Origin of the sequence: Bacillus cereus group sp. BfR-BA-01441, from assembly GCF_022663075.1 — a bacterium.
In the GTDB taxonomy this organism is placed as follows: domain Bacteria; phylum Bacillota; class Bacilli; order Bacillales; family Bacillaceae_G; genus Bacillus_A; species Bacillus_A cereus.
In genome coordinates this window covers 14843-31521 of record NZ_JAKUEU010000041.1, presented here as the reverse complement: position 1 = coordinate 31521, position 16679 = coordinate 14843, and the positions used below count along the sequence as shown (strand labels likewise).

Genomic DNA, 16679 nt, shown 5'->3' with positions numbered 1-16679 from the left:
GTAAGGAAAGGGATAGATAGAAAAGTAAGGAGATCATTTTATGTTAAGGGACTTATTTGTAAATACAACAATTATTCTTTCCTTTATTTTTGTTGGAGGTCAGCTTTTAAGAGATAAGCCGTTAAAAGAAGGATTCTCTTTTGGGCAGAAATGTGTAGTAGGCATTTTTACTGGGATACTAGGTATATTACTAATGTATTTCGGTGTTCGTGTTGGTACCATCCTATTGGATTTACGCTACTTAGCTGTTATTCTAGCTGTTATTATTGGAGGGCCGATAGCGAGTACCATAACAATTATTATGATTTTAGTAACTAGACTGTTGTTTATGGATTATTCATTAGCTTCTCAAGTGGCCTTTTATACAATCATTGCGATAGGAATAGGGAGTATCTTTATTTCGCGTATGAAGCTTTCTTTAGGGGAAAAGTGGGTATGGTTACACGCATATATTTTATCTATTCTAATCCCAGCGTTATATATATGGTTAATTAAAGAGATCCACATAGTGGGATTATATTTAATTTCTAGTATTATTACAGGTTACATAACATTCATAAGTGCAAATTATGTTTTACAATCCAATGAGCTATTTCAAACGATGAAGCAATACGCAACGATAGATGCATTGACAGGTCTAGGAAACGTAAGACAGTTTGATTTAGAGATGAATCGTCATATTAGTAATAAACACTTGAAAAACGATTCACTTTGTTTACTACTTATAGATATTGACCATTTTAAGCATGTAAATGATACGTATGGGCACCCAGCGGGAGACGAAGTGTTAAAACAAGTAGGGCATATTTTGCGAGAAATGTCAGCATTTCCGGATTTGGTTTTTCGAAAGGGTGGAGAGGAGTTTGCGCTTTTGATACCAAGGAAAGGAATGGTTTATGGAATTCATGTTGGGGAACAAACTCGTATAGCTGTTGAAAAACATTCATTTGAATTGTTAGATGGAACAAAAATAAAAATTACAGTTTCGGTAGGGGTTTCAGAGTATGAAGGGGCATCAGAGCAATTTATTCAAGCGGCGGATGATGCGTTATACTACTCGAAACGAAATGGTAGAAATAAGGTCAGCTCTGCATCTTAAAGATAAGATGACCGGAAGACATAAAGCTTATAAAAAACACTCACAGAGACAATGTATGAACCTTGTGAGTGTTTTTATTTATATATTAGACAAGTTCTTTTGATACAACGAATTTACGATATGCACCATGGTGAGTTGGACCTACGTATTCGTTAATTTTGAATGAGTAACGAATAGCAGCTGTGATGAATTCTTTAGCAGTTTTTACTGCTTCTTTCACAGGTTTTCCTTTTGCAAGTTCTGCTGTAATTGCAGCAGAATATGTGCAACCTGCGCCGTGTGTATTTGTAGTATCAATTTTTTCTGATTCTAAAAGATCGAATGTTTCTCCATCATATAGGACGTCGATTGCAGTTTCCGTACCAAGTTTGCTTCCGCCTTTAATTAGTACGTATTTGGCACCTAAAGCGTGGATTTTCTTCGCTGCTTCTTTCATGTCCTCAAGAGAATTAATTTTCACACCGCTTAATTGGTAAGCTTCAAATAAGTTTGGCGTTACAACTAATGCCTTTGGCACAAGAACGTCACGTAAGCAATCGTTCGTTTCAGGGTGTAATGCTTCATCTGCACCTTTACATACCATAACAGGGTCAACTACTACATTTTTGAAATTGTGCTTTTCGATTGTTTCTGCAACCATTTCAATAATTTCTACTGATCCAAGCATACCTGTTTTTAAAGCGTCTACGCCAACACCTTCAATTGTTGTTTCTAATTGTGGTTTTAATGTAGAAGCTGGGATTGGAAATACGTTATGTGCCCAACCGTTATGTGGATCCATCGTTACGATTGTTGTAAGAGATGTCATTCCGTATACGCCCAGTTCTTGGAATGTTTTTAAATCTGCTTGTATACCAGCACCGCCACTTGTGTCAGAACCAGCGATAGTAAGTGCTTTATTTAATGTCATTATGAAAGCCCCCTCGAGTGATATAATGAAAACTATGTTTTCACCATTATATCAATGTTACGAATAAGTACAAAGTGAAAAGTAGATGATTTATTTTAAGAGCTATTTAAAATCTTGTATGCAGGAGAATGAGTATGTTTCGAGATAATCGTACGAATGAATTAGTTATATTAAAGGAAATTGCAGAAACATTAAATACATCAAATGATACATATCATGTATTGCAAGCTGTCCTCGAGAAATTGCTAAGTGTAACAGGTTTAACGACAGGATGGATTTTTCTTGCGGATGAAAATGGGAAGTATACGAAGTTAATTGATTATCAATTACCAGAGGCACTTACATATGAAAATAAACGCCCGATGTGCGAAGGTGAATGTTGGTGTTTACGAGGTTTTGTAGATGGAAAATTAGAGAGAGCCGTTAATATTATTGAATGTAAAAGAATTAATAATGCAATTGAATATAATTGGGGGGATACGGAGGGCATTCTTCATCATGCTACGGTTCCTTTAAAAGCTGGGGGAGAAAAATTTGGGGTGTTAAATGTTGCAAGTCCGGGTAAAACACATTTTTCAGAAGAAGAATTAGTATTACTCCAATCGGTTGCCTTCCAAATTGGTACGGCTTTAAAGCGAACAAAATTATATGAAAATGAAAAGAGAAGAGCACATTATTATGTGAAATTAGAGCGTTTCATTCAAGATTTAAAAATGATTCATAAGTTTAATGTACTACCTGAAAAGGTGGTAAATCACGTAGGTGAAGTATTTCAATGGAATCAAGTAGCGCTTTTTATTAGGGAGGAAAAAGAATTATCTCTGCGAGCGTCTTACGTTCAGGAAGAGTTACAAGAGGATGTAAAAGAGGCGGCCAAGAAGGCGTTAGAACAAGATGAACCAGTTCTAATAAAACATCAAATAGGACATAATGTACATCTAAATCGAGCTGTTATTGCTACACCAATACATATTCAAAACCATATATTTGGTGTTTTATGTGTTAGTTTGAATAATGGAGAGTTTGATGCTAATACAATAGACGTAATTCAAGCATTATCGAACCATGTTTCGTTAATAATAGAGAATTTGAGGTTAAACGAGCAGCGCCGTGAACTTGTACGAATGGAAGAAAGAAATCGGTTAGCAAGAGATTTACATGATTCTGTTTCGCAAAAATTATTTTCATTAACCTTCATGACAAAAGGCGCCGAGGCAGTTTTAAAAGGTAAAAATGAAAAGGTAGATCAATCTTTGCATGAGATGCGTGAACTTGCGCAAGGAGCTTTGAAAGAAATGAGGACATTAATTTGGCAGCTTCGTCCGGCAGGATTAGAAAAAGGATTATTGCCAGCTCTAAAGCAGTACGGTGAAAATTTGGGACTGAAAATTAGGGAGCAAGTTACGGGTGTTCGTGATTTACCTCGTGTAGTAGAAGAAGCTTTGTGGCGCATAGGCCAAGAAGCACTGAACAATGTAAGTAAGCATGCAGGTGTAAAAGAAGCGACGATTTATTTTACAGTGAATGAGAAAAATGTATCATTAGAAATAGTTGATCAAGGAAAGGGCTTTGTGGAAAAGAATATAAAAGAAAAGAAATCACTAGGTATGACTACGATGCGTGAAAGAGTAGAATTAGTTGGTGGAACAATTAAAATTGTAAGTAGTAATAAACGAACGAGCGTAAAAGTAAATGTACCATTATGATGTGAAAATGAGGGAAGTTTGTGAAAATAAAAGTATTGTTAGTTGATGATCATACAGTCGTTTTAAAAGGATTAGCATTTTTCTTAAGTACACAGGAAGATTTAGAGTTAGTTGGAGAAGCGAATAATGGGAAAGAAGCGTTAGTGAAAGTAGGAGAAACAAATCCCGATGTTATATTAATGGATTTATATATGCCTGAAATGGATGGTGTTGAGGCGACGGCATATATAAAAAAAGAGTATCCAAATGTGAAAGTAATTGTATTAACTAGCTTTTCTGATCAGGCGCATGTGTTACCTGCATTAAGGGCTGGAGCAAGTGGGTATATTTTAAAAGATGTAGAACCAGATCAGCTTGTTGAGGCTATTCGAAGCGCATATAAAGGTAATATTCAATTACATCCAGATATAGCAAATGCTCTTCTCTCTCAAACATTACCTGTAGAAGAAAAGGAAGAAGAATCTTCTATTCAAGTGGATGTGCTAACAGCGAGAGAAAATGAAGTATTGCAGCTATTAGCGAAAGGGATGAGCAATAAGGAAATTGCATCTGTTTTAGTTATTACAGAAAAGACGGTTAAGGCGCATGTAAGTAGTATTTTGAGTAAGTTGAATTTATCTGATCGTACGCAAGCGGCATTATATGCAGTTAAAAATGGAATTGTATAAGACGAAAGTCGTAAGACCAAGTTCGCCTTTAGAAGGTGGACTTTTTTTATGGAAAAATACGTCTATGTGAGGACGAAATTGTCTTTATATAAAGATAAAATATGTTTGTAAGCAACAAAACAACAATTACAAGGGATACCTTTTTTGAAAGCATATAACAACATAAGAGTGAGTACTAGGAGGAATAAATAATGGCAACAGTTTTATTCGTTAAAGCAAATAACCGTCCAGCGGAACAAGCAGTTAGTGTAAAATTATATGAGGCTTTTTTAGCAAACTATAAAGAAGCACACCCAAATGATACAGTAGTAGAACTTGATTTATATAAAGAAGAATTACCATACGTAGGCGTAGACATGATCAATGGTACATTCAAGGTAGGTAAAGGATTTGATTTAACAGAAGAAGAAGCAAAAGCAGTAGCAGTTGCTGATAAGTATTTAAATCAATTCCTAGAAGCTGATAAAGTTGTTTTCGGCTTCCCATTATGGAACTTAACGATTCCAGCAGTATTGCACACATATATTGATTATTTAAACCGTGCTGGTAAAACGTTCAAATATACGCCAGAGGGTCCAGTTGGCCTAATCGGAGATAAGAAGATTGCATTATTAAATGCACGAGGCGGCGTATATTCAGAAGGGCCAGCAGCTGAGGTAGAAATGGCTGTTAAATATGTAGCAAGTATGATGGGCTTCTTCGGCGCAACAAACATGGAAACAGTAGTTATTGAAGGGCATAACCAATTCCCAGATAAAGCAGAAGAAATCATCGCTGCAGGTCTTGAAGAAGCAGCTAAAGTAGCAAGTAAATTTTAATTAAAATGATACTCGTCACTCGAAAAAACAGCATTAACGTTTATATGTTAATGCTGTTTTTTTATATTTTTAGTTCATCAGCAAGCTTTTCTAATGTATTTCGATCTTGTATATAATATGTTCGGCCTTCTTTTCTTAAATAATTTTGTTGGCAAAACTGATTTAATACATATAAAAGATGACGGTAGCTGACATTTAAATATTCCGAGGCCTCGGTATGCTTTTCTATATAACAATTATTTTGCTCTGTTAATAAAATAAAAGCAGCTAATCGATTTTCAAAAGGATAACTATAGTTTTTTGCGTAATTTTCAGTGCGAGTAATTGTCTTTTCTCCAATAAATTTACATAAGTGCTGTAAAAACGTTGCATCTTGTAATAAAAGTTGCTGACAATCTTTAAGAGGAAGTGCCAAACACACACAATCTTCTAGTACTTCAACGGACTTAGTAATATTTTCTACCCCTATTAATCCTAATTCCCCGATAAAAGATGGTGCTTGAATAAAATTAATTAATGAAACCTTCCCGTTTTTATGACTCATATATATTTTGGCTCTCCCAGAAATTAAGTAATAGAGATAAGGGAGAGCATTTCCTTCACTACATATCATCTCTTTCGTTTGAAAAGAATGCAGCTCTACATATGGCAAGACATGAAATGAAAATAGGGTATGGAATTGATGGATTCGCATGTATTGATAAATTTCTTCCTCATTTTTGCTGATTTTCATATTTTCACCCCTATGTATAGTATGAGATATCTCCTATTATCTTTACAAGAAGGAATGATACGATTTATGTAAATTTGTTTTTGTAGAAAAGAGAGTGTGATGAATTTATGAAAAAATATAAAACATTGTTATTTGATGTAGATGATACATTACTAGACTTCCAAAAGGCTGAAAAAGTGGCTTTACGGGTACTTTTTGAAGAGAAGGGAATCCCTTTAACAGACGAGATAGAGGCTCGTTATAAAAAAATAAATAAAGGTCTTTGGGATGCTTTTGAAAAAGGTGAACTATCACGCAATGAAGTTGTAAATACACGATTCTCTCTGTTGTTTAAAGAGTATGGAGAAGAAGTAGATGGAATATTATTCGAAAATAATTATCGTAACTACTTAGAAGAAGGAAATCAACTCATGCAAGGTGCATTTGAATTTATAAATCAAATTCAAGGGGAGTATGAATTGTATATAGTGACAAATGGTGTTTCTAAGACGCAAGATAAACGTTTGCGCAATGCAGGGTTACATTCATTATTTAAAGATGTCTTTGTTTCGGAAGATACAGGTTTTCAAAAACCGATGAAAGAGTATTTTGATTATGTTTTTGAACGGATTCCTAACTTTGCACCTGAAGAAGGGCTGATTATTGGGGATTCATTAAGCGCTGATATTAAAGGTGGATATGTAGCGGGAATTGATACTTGTTGGTTTAATCCAGAAAGGAAATTAAATGATAGTGGGATTATACCGACATATGAAGTGCATAATTTTGAGGAGTTAGAAGCGTTATTGAAGCAGCATGTGTAATAAAAAAATAGACAGTGGAGCTTTCGTCCCCACTGCCTATTTTTATTAATTTTTATTTTCGTTATGTTTTGGGAGTGGAAAGGCATTCCCGATAGCAGCTGCACCAAGCATGGGCAATAGTAAATTAAGCGGGAAAAACATAAGTAATAGTAATGTTATAGCTATTGGCTTTCGTAACGCATAGCTTGAAATTGCTGTTGTTACGATGGCAACAGATGCTACTGGATCTATAGGAAGAATAGATGCTACAGCGTATCCGATACTTGACCCAGAAAATATAATTGGGAAGATATGTCCACCTCGCCACCCTGTGTTCAAACAAACGGCAGTAATGCACAACTTTAAAATCCCTGAAAGAAGTAGTATCCAAAAAGATAAATGGCTCCATTCAACAACTAATTCTTTTAATTGATGTTCCCCTGAAAATAATGTGTACGGAAGAAAGGTTCCCGCAATTCCTAATAAAATACCACCGATAATTCCGAGTGTCAGCTTGTATTCTCTAAAAGGGTGAATTAACTTTTCTAATGTGAATTCTAACTTGAAATAAAAGAAACCAACTATAGCACCGATACTAGCAAGTGGAAGAAATGCAATCCATTCATTGAAAGAAAGTGTACCTTCTCCGAAATCAACAATAAAGGATCCACGATTATCAAGTTTACTCAGTAGTAAATAAACAGAAAAACCTGCGAAAGTAGTAGCTAAGTATACAATCGCTTTTTTTCCTTTAGAAAAAGCAGCAATTTCTTCCCCCTCATTTTCATTTGGTGCTAAATAACCGAATAATGGTGCGTTAAAAATGACACTTAAAGTAGCGCCAATTCCGATCTCGGTTAGCTCATTCATACCCTTTAAGGCAAATTTAAAGCGATCCCCTACCCATGTGCACAGTCCGCCTATAATTCCAACTAGTGCGGCTTCTGGACCAAGACTAGCACCGAAAATTAAAACAATAATCGCTGTTAAAGTAGCCCGATGGACAAAGCGATATTCGATTCGACCAGTTTTTTTATATTCAGCCATTACTTCAGGCATAAGGCGTGGGTATGTACCGAAATGTTTTTGTGATAGACCAACAAGGACCCCGCCAATTATTGTTACGCAAAGGGTGTAATAAGAGGGAAAAGAGAGAACTTCAGGCAAGTATCCCCAAATAAAGTGGATTCCAATATTTATTGTGACTAAAAATAACCAGACTGTAGCTCCTACTATAGATCCTAGAAGAATGCCATATAGAGCAAGTATGTAATGCATATCTTTTTTATTTGTCATGTTATACCTCCGTTATGTAAATCTTAGTAGGGAAAAAAGTGAAATATACTAGTGAAAAATGGATTGAATATATATAGTATCTTTTTGAGAAGATGGCCTATTCAACATATAGGCTAACTTTTGGGGAATTTGAATTTATAGGTTAAATTACTTATTTAATTTTATAGACTGATTTGAGGTTTTTAAAGGTCTTTTTTGAAATAGACTAGAATATATTTCTTTTGTTGCTTTATATGAAACTGTTAACATTTATTTTAGAACATTCAGAAAAACTGTTTGACATTAGGAAATTATTGCTATAAAATCAACGGTAATTGCATAGTCTTATCAAGAAAAGGTGGAGGGACAGGCCCGATGAAACCTTGGCAACAGCCGTATAACGGAATTGTGCCAAATCCTGCAGGTAGTAATCCTGAGAGATAAGAAAGAGCCTTTAGAGCGTGTTTTCAAACTGCTCCTTTCTTGTTTTCAGGAAAGGGGCAGTTTTTTATTTTGTATAAAAGAAAGGAGAATGAGAGATGGGAGAATCATGGGGAAAAGGAACAATTTGTGTGCAAGGTGGCTATACGCCAAAGAATGGTGAACCACGTGTTTTACCACTTTATCAAAGCACAACGTATAAATACGATACTTCGGATGATTTAGCAGCTCTATTTAACTTAGAGGCAGAAGGATATATTTATACACGTATTGGAAACCCTACTTTAGCAGCATTTGAGCAGAAGTTATCAGATTTAGAAGGCGGTGTAGGAGCTGTTGCAACGGCTTCTGGGCAAGCAGCTATTATGCTCGCAGTTTTAAATATTTGTAGTAGTGGGGATCATTTACTTTGCTCTTCAACTGTTTACGGGGGAACGTTTAATTTATTTGGGGTGAGTTTACGTAAGCTTGGCATTGATGTTACGTTCTTTAATCCAAATTTAACGGCAGATGAAATTACGGCACTTGCTAACGATAAGACGAAACTTATCTATGCAGAATCATTAGGAAATCCAGCGATGAATGTTTTAAATTTCAAAGAATTTTCAGCTGCCGCTAAAGAATTAGAGGTACCTTTTATCGTTGATAATACATTAGCAACTCCTTATTTATGCCAAGCGTTTGAATATGGGGCAAATATTATTGTTCATTCTACGACTAAATATATCGATGGGCATGCGAGCTCTTTAGGCGGTATTGTAATTGACGGTGGAAACTTTGATTGGACAAATGGAAAATATCCTGAGCTTGTTGAACCAGATCCAAGTTATCACGGTGTAAGTTACGTTCAAAACTTTGGTGCAGCAGCATATATTGTGAAAGCACGTGTTCAACTATTAAGAGATTATGGAAATTGTATGAGCCCATTCAATGCATATATTAGCAATATTGGCTTAGAGACTTTGCATTTACGAATGGAGCGTCATAGCGAAAATGCTCTGGCAGTTGCTAAGTGGCTTGCTAATCATGAACGTATTGAATGGGTGAATTATCCGGGGTTAGATAGTAATGAAAATTACTCGTTAGCACAACAGTACTTGAAAAAAGGTGCTAGTGGTGTTTTAACTTTCGGTATTAAAGGCGGATTAGAAGCAGCAAAAGAATTTATCGCAAATGTAAAACTAGCAACTCTTGTAACGCACGTAGCTGATGCACGAACTTGCGTTATACATCCTGCTAGTACGACGCATAGACAATTAAATGCTGAAGATCAGCGTTTAGCGGGTGTTACATCTGATTTAATTCGTTTATCGGTTGGTATAGAAGATGTTTCTGATATTATTGCAGATTTGGAAGCAGCTCTAGTTGGAGGCAAAACACATGCCGATCATAATTGATAAAGATTTACCGGCTCGCAAAGTGTTGCAAAAAGAAAATATTTTTGTAATGACGAAGGAGCGGGCAGAAACACAAGATATACGTGCTTTAAAAATTGCTATATTAAATTTAATGCCAACGAAACAAGATACAGAGGCGCAATTACTTCGCTTAATTGGAAACACGCCGTTACAATTAGATGTTCATTTGCTTCATATGGAATCACATCTATCGCGTAATGTAACGCAAGAACATTTAACAAGCTTTTATAAAACGTTTCGTGATATTGAAAATGAAAAGTTTGATGGGCTCATTATTACAGGAGCGCCAGTGGAGACCCTTGCTTTTGAAGAGGTAGATTATTGGGAAGAGCTTAAACATATTATGGAGTATTCAAAAACGAATGTAACATCTACGCTCCATATTTGCTGGGGGGCACAGGCTGGCTTGTACTATCATTATGGTGTTCCAAAGTATCCCCTTAAGGAAAAAGTGTTCGGTGTATTTGAACATGAAGTTTGCGAGCAACATGTGAAATTATTACAAGGATTTGATGAATTGTTTTTTGCTCCGCATTCTCGTCATACAGAAGTACGAGAGAATGATATTAGAGGAGTGAAAGAATTAACATTGTTAGCAAACTCTGAAGAAGCAGGTGTTCACCTTGTTATTGGGCCAGAAGGAAGGCAAGTGTTTGCCCTTGGACATAGCGAATATAGTTGTGAGACGTTAAAACAAGAATACGAACGAGATCGTGACAAGGGATTAAATATTGATGTGCCAAAAAACTATTTTAAACATAATAATCCAGATGAAAAGCCGCTTGTTAGGTGGAGGAGTCATGGTAATTTATTGTTTTCTAATTGGTTGAATTATTACGTGTATCAAGAAACCCCTTATATATTGTAAAGAAAGATTGTGTAACACGTGGCAACGTTTTCCTTGTAAAGATTAACCTTTATTTTTCCGAATGTTCAAAATACATTGTTTTTCAGATTTTTTACTCATATAATTTCATCTAAACACAATTTTTGAGGGGTGGACAGTACTATGAAAGAAATTCAAGTTGGGTTATTAGGTCTTGGGACAGTTGGCAGTGGTGTGGTTCGTATTATTACGGATCATCAAGAACGACTCATACACCAAGTAGGTTGCCCAGTGAAGGTAACGAAAGTATTAGTGCAAAACATTGAGAAAGAGAGAGAGGTAGAGGTACCTTCTACTCTATTAACACAAGATGCAAATGAAATTTTAGATAATCCAAATATTGATGTTGTTATTGAAGTGATGGGTGGCATTGATGATGCAAAATCATATATTTTACAAGCTTTAAAAAGCGGAAAGCATGTTGTAACTGCAAATAAAGACTTAATGGCATTACATGGAGCTGAATTATTAGCGACAGCAAAAGATAATAAGGCTGATTTATTCTATGAGGCGAGTGTGGCAGGGGGAATTCCAATTTTACGCAGTATCGTAGAAGGACTTTCTTCAGATCTTATTACGAAAGTAATGGGAATTGTAAATGGAACAACAAATTTTATTTTGACGAAAATGTCAGACGAAGGGAGAGCATATAACGACGTGTTAAAAGAAGCCCAACAACTTGGATTTGCAGAAGCAGATCCAACATCAGATGTAGAAGGTTTAGATGCAGCAAGAAAAATGACGATTTTAGCTACCCTCGGTTTCTCTACAAATGTAGAGCTTGGAGATGTGAAAGTAAAAGGGATTACCTCTATTACAGAGGAAGATATTGAATACAGTAAGAGCTTAGGTTATACAATTAAATTAATCGGTCTTGCAAAACGAGATGGTGAAAAATTGGAGGTTACAGTTGAACCAACTTTACTTCCAAATACACATCCTCTTGCAGCAGTACAAAATGAATATAACGCTGTGTATGTGTACGGTGAAGCAGTTGGGGAAACGATGTTTTATGGACCAGGCGCAGGAAGTTTACCGACAGCTACAGCTGTTGTTTCGGATTTAGTTGCTGTAATGCAAAATATTAGATTAGGGGTAACAGGAAATAGTGCTGTAGTCCCACAATATCAAAAAGTATTAAAAGAGCCAGACGAAATTGTCGTGAAAAAGTTTTTAAGACTGCATGTAAAAGACGAAATTGGTGTATTTGCAAAAATTACTTCATTGTTCTCTGAGCGCGGAGTTAGCTTTGAGAAAATTATTCAAATGCCGCTTGAAGAGAAAGGAAAGGCTGAAATTGTAATTGTAACGCATCGTGCGTCTCTTGCTGATTATGATTATATTCTACATACGTTGCAAGGGTATGAAGAAATAGATTGTTTGAAAGCGAACTATCGAATTGAAGGGGATGCTAAGTAGTATCTCTTACCATAAAACAGAAAGAGCCTATTAAGCAGCTTGCTTAATAGGCTCTTTTCTATTTAAAATCTGCGTACCAACTTGAATAAATGCTTGGATAATCCAGCCTGTTGTAAAGGATAAGATGATTGTTCCAAAATAGATAGGTCCATCTAATAAAAAGCTTAACGTTAAAAATAAAAAGGCTAATGAAATCTCTGTTCTTCTAAACGTCCATTTTTTCTTCTCGGCAACCGTTAAAACGAAAGCTTCTTGAGGCGCTGCACAAAGGTTTGTAGAGACGTAAAGACCAATTCCAGCTCCAACGAATAGATTTCCGCAAATAAGTGTTATATATTTTGGAAGAGAGCGGATAGCGTCCATAATAGTTGTAATGGAACCAATCCAATCAACAAAAAGAGAAATAAGAACCATCGTTACAATTGTACCGATTGTAATTTGTTTTCTATTCCAAAAGAGTACGATAAGTGTAAAGGCAAAGTTAATCATGAAAATCCAAAAACCAATACTTATCCCAAAATTTTGATATAGTGCAATAAAGAAGGAATCATAAGGGCTAAGTCCAAAGGAAGTAATTGTCGTCATCATATTAATACCGATGGCAAGAATGAGTAAACCGCCAATGAAAAATATATATTCTAATTTGAATCGAAGCATAGTTGTATATCCTTTCTAAATGTATTTGCTAGGAAAGGATATATTGTGGAAAGCTTACCAGGTCAAGGAAGAATTTTTGTGAGAAGGGGAAAATGAGATGACAAATATAAGAAAGATTGCTGAACTTGCTGGAGTATCTGTTTCAACTGTTTCACGTGTACTAAATAATCATCCGTACGTAAATGAACAGAAACGAAAAGAAATTTTAGCGATTATAGAAGAATTAAATTACACGCAAAACGTGAATGCAATTCATTTAGTGAAAGGAAAAACGAATGTAATTGGCGTTTTATTGCCACACGTAAATGATCAATATTATAGCGCTATTATCGAGGGGATATCAAAAGAGACAGCAAAGAATAATTATAATATGATGCTTTGCCAGACGAATTATAGTGAAGAAAGAGAACTAGAAATTTTGAATATGTTAAAAATGAAAAAGCTTGATGGGGTTATTATTTGTTCTCGGACAAATAGTAAGGAGAAGCTTGAAGAATATACGAAATTCGGCCCGATTGTTATGTGTGAAGAAATAGATTCGAAGTATATTTCAAGTGTCCATATCGATTACTACAAAGTATTTTCACGTGGGATGAAAAGCTTAATAGATGCCGGTCATACACGTATTGGATATTGTATTGGAAGAAGTAATAGCGTTAATAGCCAAAGACGAAAGAAGGCGTACGAAGATTCGCTTCAACAGAGTATCGTAACATCGTTAGAGACCTGGAAATTTGAGGGATGTTTTACAGTGGAAGATGGACGCAATGTAATTAGAGAATGGGCTCATATGTCAGTAAAACCGACGGCGTTCCTTGTATCTTGTAACCATATTGCAGCGGGGATGGTTACAGAAGCAAAAAAACAAGGAGTTCGTATTCCAGAGGATATTACGATTATCGGGTGTGATGATCAAGAGGTGGCAGATATATTGGGTATAACGACGATTTCGCATTCTAGTAAAAACGTTGGAGTGAAAGCGTTTGAATTATTATATGAAAAGATTAATGAAGAGAAATTAGATGTGAAGCATATAGAGTTATTACCAGAGTTAGTAGATAGAGAAACGACATAATTGAGAAGGTGTGAAAATCGCTTTTCAAAATTTCGTTTGGTATAATTATGGACAATCTATAAGGGCTAAAAGGGGTTTTGATATGAGATCAAAAGTAGTAAAAGTAATTCTACTCATTACAATTGCATCTTTCTGTTTATTTGCATATGGCTTTGTTTCAGGTGTAAATGATGTATTAAATCCGAAAGCTTCAAATTTAATTAAAAAGACCGATGTAGTGGCAAAAGAGAAAAAGAAAACGGGAACGTTACAAATCGTTAGTTTAGGTGATTCATTAACGCGTGGCGTTGGTGATAAAGAAGGAATTGGCTATGTTGGGCGAATGAAAGAGGATTTACAAAAAGATTATAAGCAAAAAATTGCATTAACAAATTTAGCAGTTAGTGGTGCAAAAATGCCCGATTTATTAAAACAAATTGAAAGTAATGGCGCTCAATATTCAATTAAGCAAGCAGATGTAATTGTGTTAACGATTGGTGGAAATGATTTGTTCCCAGGCTGGGAATCACTTGGGAAAATAGATTTAGAGACGTATCGTCCTGACACAGAGACGTTTCAAAATGAAGCAAAGAAAATTATAGAAGAAATTCGTAAATTAAATACAGATAGTCCGATTTTTTGGCTTGGTTTATACAATCCTTTTGAAGATGTAGAAGATTTAAAAGGGTCTTCAAACATTGTTGTGGACTGGAATGCATCTTTAGAGAAATTAGCGCTAAACGATAAAAATGTGTATATTACACCGACATTTGATTTATTCCAAAACCGCGGGAAAGATTTATTATACTCTGATCATTTTCATCCGAACGAAGTAGGTTATACGTATATGGCAGAACGTTTAGTTCAAAATGTTGTAAGTAAATTAAAACTAGAACAAGGAGGGGTAAAATGACGACGATACTTTCCGTACGAGACTTGAAGAAGGTAATTGGAAAGAAGACTCTTGTAGAGAATATTTCCTTTGATGTAAAGCAAGGAGAAGTGTTCGGGTTCCTAGGACCAAATGGTGCTGGGAAGACGACTACCATTCGAATGTTAGTCGGATTGATTAAGGCGACAGAAGGTAAGATTTCTATCGGTGGTTATTCGATTAAGGAAAACTTCAGAGAAGCGATGCGTCAAATTGGGAGTATCGTTGAAAACCCAGAGTTGTATACATATTTAACAGGATGGGAAAATTTAAAGCAATTTGCTCGTATGTTAGGTGATATATCAGATGAACGTATTATTGAAATTGCTGAAATGGTTCATTTAGATGAAAGAATTCATGACAAGGTAAAAACGTACTCACTTGGTATGAAACAACGCCTTGGAATTGCACAGGCGCTCCTTGGGAATCCGAAATTGCTCATATTAGATGAGCCAACGAATGGTTTAGATCCAGCAGGGATTAGAGAACTTAGGGAATTTATACATAAGCTTGTGAAAGAAGAAAATATGAGCGTGTTTATTTCAAGTCACTTGCTAAGTGAAGTGCAAATGATATGCGATCGCGTTGCTATTATTCATAAAGGAAAGATGATAACAGTTGCCAAGGTTGAAGAATTAATTAAAACAGCAAGTGATCGTGTAGAATGGATTGTTACACCGATTTCTAAGGCGAAAGATATGCTAGAAGCGGCCGAGGAAATAAGAGAAGTGAGTGTAAAAGGCGAGCGATTACTATGCCGCATGGATATTGCATCTATAAGTAGTTGGAATAAAAAATTTGTAGAAAATGAAATAGATGTACATAGCGTTAAGGAGCTTGTATTTACGCTAGAAGATTTATTTATTGAACTCACAAGGGGTGAGCAGCATGCGTGAATTTGCGAATCTAGTTTTAAATGAATCAGAAAAGATTTACCGCAAGAAACGTATTTTTGTTGTCATGCTTATTTTAGCAATCTTGATCCCGCTTTTTGTGTACGCGCAGTATCGTGAAATAGAAACGACACAAAAAAGACTCGGTACAACTGATTGGAAGGTTTCATTGCAACAGCAAATTGTTGATTCTCAGAACCGGTTGAACAATTCTAGGTTGCCAGAAGAATGGCGTGATTGGTTAAAGGTAAGAGTTGAGCAACAACAATATTATTTAGATCATGATATTAATCCGATGGCACCGGGTGCACCGACTTTTGTCAGAGCATTTATTGAACAAGGAATTACATTATTTATTCCGCTTCTCGTAATGATTGTCGCCATTGATATCGTTTCAGGAGAACGAAGTGATGGGACGATGAAGATGTTACTTACGCGGCCGATTCGGCGCTGGAAAATACTCCTTAGTAAATACGTGACGATGTTATTTTTCATTTCGCTCATACTGTTTCTTGTAGGTTTGTTTGCTTACATATTATCAGGGCTTGTATTTGGGTACTCGGGATGGAATTTACCTGTTTTAACAGGATTCGTCATTGATAAGGAAACGTTAAATACGAACTTTGTACATCTTATTCCGCAGTGGCAATACATCTTAATGGCGTATGGACTAGCCTGGTTTGTTGCTATCGTTGTCGGAACTATATCATTTATGGTCTCTGTTTTAATTCGTAATACACCAGCTGGTATGGGCGTTATGCTAGCTGCATTAATTGCAGGCGGTATTTTAAGCTCGTTCGCAACATCTTGGGAAGGCGCCAAATATATTTTTAGTGTGAATTTATCATTAACGGATTATTTATCAGGAAAATTACCTGCATTACAAGGTTTATCGATGGGATTTTCTTTGATGAATTTAACTGTTTGGGCAGTTGTTTCTCTTGTTATTTCGTTCGTAGTATTTACAAGACAGGATATGGTGAATTAAT

Annotated in this window: 16 protein-coding genes and 1 riboswitch; of the genes, 12 read left to right on the top strand and 4 right to left on the bottom strand. The window is 35.7% G+C overall.

Annotated features, from left to right (window positions below):
- The first annotated feature begins 40 nt into the window (after nt 1-40).
- Nucleotides 41-1099, top strand: a complete 1059-nt coding sequence (locus MR107_RS17690) for a GGDEF domain-containing protein (protein WP_017657620.1) — start codon at nt 41-43, stop codon at nt 1097-1099.
- 85 nt (nt 1100-1184) lie between these two features.
- Here MR107_RS17690 and pdxK read toward each other — a convergent pair whose 3' ends face one another.
- Nucleotides 1185-2009 carry a pyridoxine/pyridoxal/pyridoxamine kinase gene (gene pdxK, locus MR107_RS17685; RefSeq protein ID WP_000174252.1) on the bottom strand — a complete coding sequence of 275 codons (825 nt, stop codon included), beginning with the start codon at nt 2007-2009 and terminating at the stop codon, nt 1185-1187.
- A 134-nt stretch (nt 2010-2143) separates the two neighbouring features.
- On the opposite strand from pdxK, the gene MR107_RS17680 reads away from it, so the two are divergent.
- The 3 genes from MR107_RS17680 (at nt 2144) to MR107_RS17670 (ending at nt 5201) form a co-directional block, all read left to right on the top strand.
- The gene (locus MR107_RS17680) at nt 2144-3715 is read left to right on the top strand and encodes a GAF domain-containing sensor histidine kinase (protein WP_000488138.1); all 1572 of its coding nucleotides are present in this window, start codon (nt 2144-2146) and stop codon (nt 3713-3715) included.
- Nucleotides 3716-3735: 20 nt separating this feature from the next.
- Entirely contained in the window at nt 3736-4383 is a 648-nt protein-coding gene (locus tag MR107_RS17675) for a response regulator (protein WP_000695801.1), read from the top strand.
- A gap of 191 nt (nt 4384-4574) precedes the next feature.
- The gene (locus MR107_RS17670) at nt 4575-5201 is read left to right on the top strand and encodes an FMN-dependent NADH-azoreductase (RefSeq protein WP_000246735.1); all 627 of its coding nucleotides are present in this window, start codon (nt 4575-4577) and stop codon (nt 5199-5201) included.
- A gap of 61 nt (nt 5202-5262) precedes the next feature.
- Here the strand turns inward: MR107_RS17670 and MR107_RS17665 are convergent, their stop codons facing one another.
- Nucleotides 5263-5934, bottom strand: coding sequence for a transcriptional regulator YeiL (locus MR107_RS17665; protein WP_000703327.1), 672 nt, complete (start codon nt 5932-5934; stop codon nt 5263-5265).
- 107 nt (nt 5935-6041) lie between these two features.
- Here MR107_RS17665 and MR107_RS17660 point away from each other — a divergent pair, with 107 nt between their 5' ends.
- Nucleotides 6042-6737 (top strand): YjjG family noncanonical pyrimidine nucleotidase, encoded by a 696-nt coding sequence (locus MR107_RS17660; protein ID WP_000760188.1) that lies wholly within the window; start codon nt 6042-6044, stop codon nt 6735-6737.
- A 45-nt stretch (nt 6738-6782) separates the two neighbouring features.
- Here MR107_RS17660 and MR107_RS17655 read toward each other — a convergent pair whose 3' ends face one another.
- Nucleotides 6783-8012, bottom strand: coding sequence for a chloride channel protein (locus MR107_RS17655; protein WP_000182456.1), 1230 nt, complete (start codon nt 8010-8012; stop codon nt 6783-6785).
- A 321-nt stretch (nt 8013-8333) separates the two neighbouring features.
- A riboswitch (SAM riboswitch) is annotated at nt 8334-8438 on the top strand.
- A 92-nt stretch (nt 8439-8530) separates the two neighbouring features.
- On the opposite strand from MR107_RS17655, the gene MR107_RS17650 reads away from it, so the two are divergent.
- From MR107_RS17650 to MR107_RS17640, 3 genes are all read left to right on the top strand, one after another.
- On the top strand, nt 8531-9829 hold the full coding sequence (locus MR107_RS17650) for a bifunctional O-acetylhomoserine aminocarboxypropyltransferase/cysteine synthase (protein WP_000504787.1): 1299 nt from the start codon (nt 8531-8533) through the stop codon (nt 9827-9829).
- A complete protein-coding gene (metA, locus tag MR107_RS17645; protein WP_001121540.1) occupies nt 9813-10718 on the top strand; it encodes a homoserine O-acetyltransferase MetA in 906 nt (301 codons plus the stop codon). The genes MR107_RS17650 and metA overlap by 17 nt, the downstream gene beginning before the upstream one ends.
- Nucleotides 10719-10859: 141 nt before the next feature.
- Nucleotides 10860-12155: a homoserine dehydrogenase gene (locus tag MR107_RS17640; protein ID WP_000659109.1), complete on the top strand. Its 1296-nt coding sequence runs from the start codon at nt 10860-10862 to the stop codon at nt 12153-12155.
- A gap of 30 nt (nt 12156-12185) precedes the next feature.
- Here the strand turns inward: MR107_RS17640 and MR107_RS17635 are convergent, their stop codons facing one another.
- Entirely contained in the window at nt 12186-12812 is a 627-nt protein-coding gene (locus MR107_RS17635; protein ID WP_000943416.1) for a YczE/YyaS/YitT family protein, read from the bottom strand.
- Nucleotides 12813-12909: 97 nt separating this feature from the next.
- Here MR107_RS17635 and MR107_RS17630 point away from each other — a divergent pair, with 97 nt between their 5' ends.
- Genes MR107_RS17630 through MR107_RS17615 form a run of 4 tightly spaced genes read left to right on the top strand, consistent with a single transcriptional unit; the run spans nt 12910 to nt 16678 of the window.
- Entirely contained in the window at nt 12910-13887 is a 978-nt protein-coding gene (locus MR107_RS17630) for a LacI family DNA-binding transcriptional regulator (RefSeq protein ID WP_000181979.1), read from the top strand.
- Between the two features lie 10 nt (nt 13888-13897).
- Entirely contained in the window at nt 13898-14779 is an 882-nt protein-coding gene (locus MR107_RS17625) for an SGNH/GDSL hydrolase family protein (RefSeq protein ID WP_002183020.1), read from the top strand.
- Nucleotides 14776-15693, top strand: a complete 918-nt coding sequence (locus MR107_RS17620) for an ABC transporter ATP-binding protein (protein ID WP_000207708.1) — start codon at nt 14776-14778, stop codon at nt 15691-15693. The genes MR107_RS17625 and MR107_RS17620 overlap by 4 nt, the downstream gene beginning before the upstream one ends.
- Nucleotides 15686-16678 carry an ABC transporter permease subunit gene (locus MR107_RS17615; RefSeq protein ID WP_001206477.1) on the top strand — a complete coding sequence of 331 codons (993 nt, stop codon included), beginning with the start codon at nt 15686-15688 and terminating at the stop codon, nt 16676-16678. Before MR107_RS17620 ends, MR107_RS17615 begins: the two co-directional genes overlap by 8 nt.
- Nucleotide 16679 lies beyond the last annotated feature (1 nt).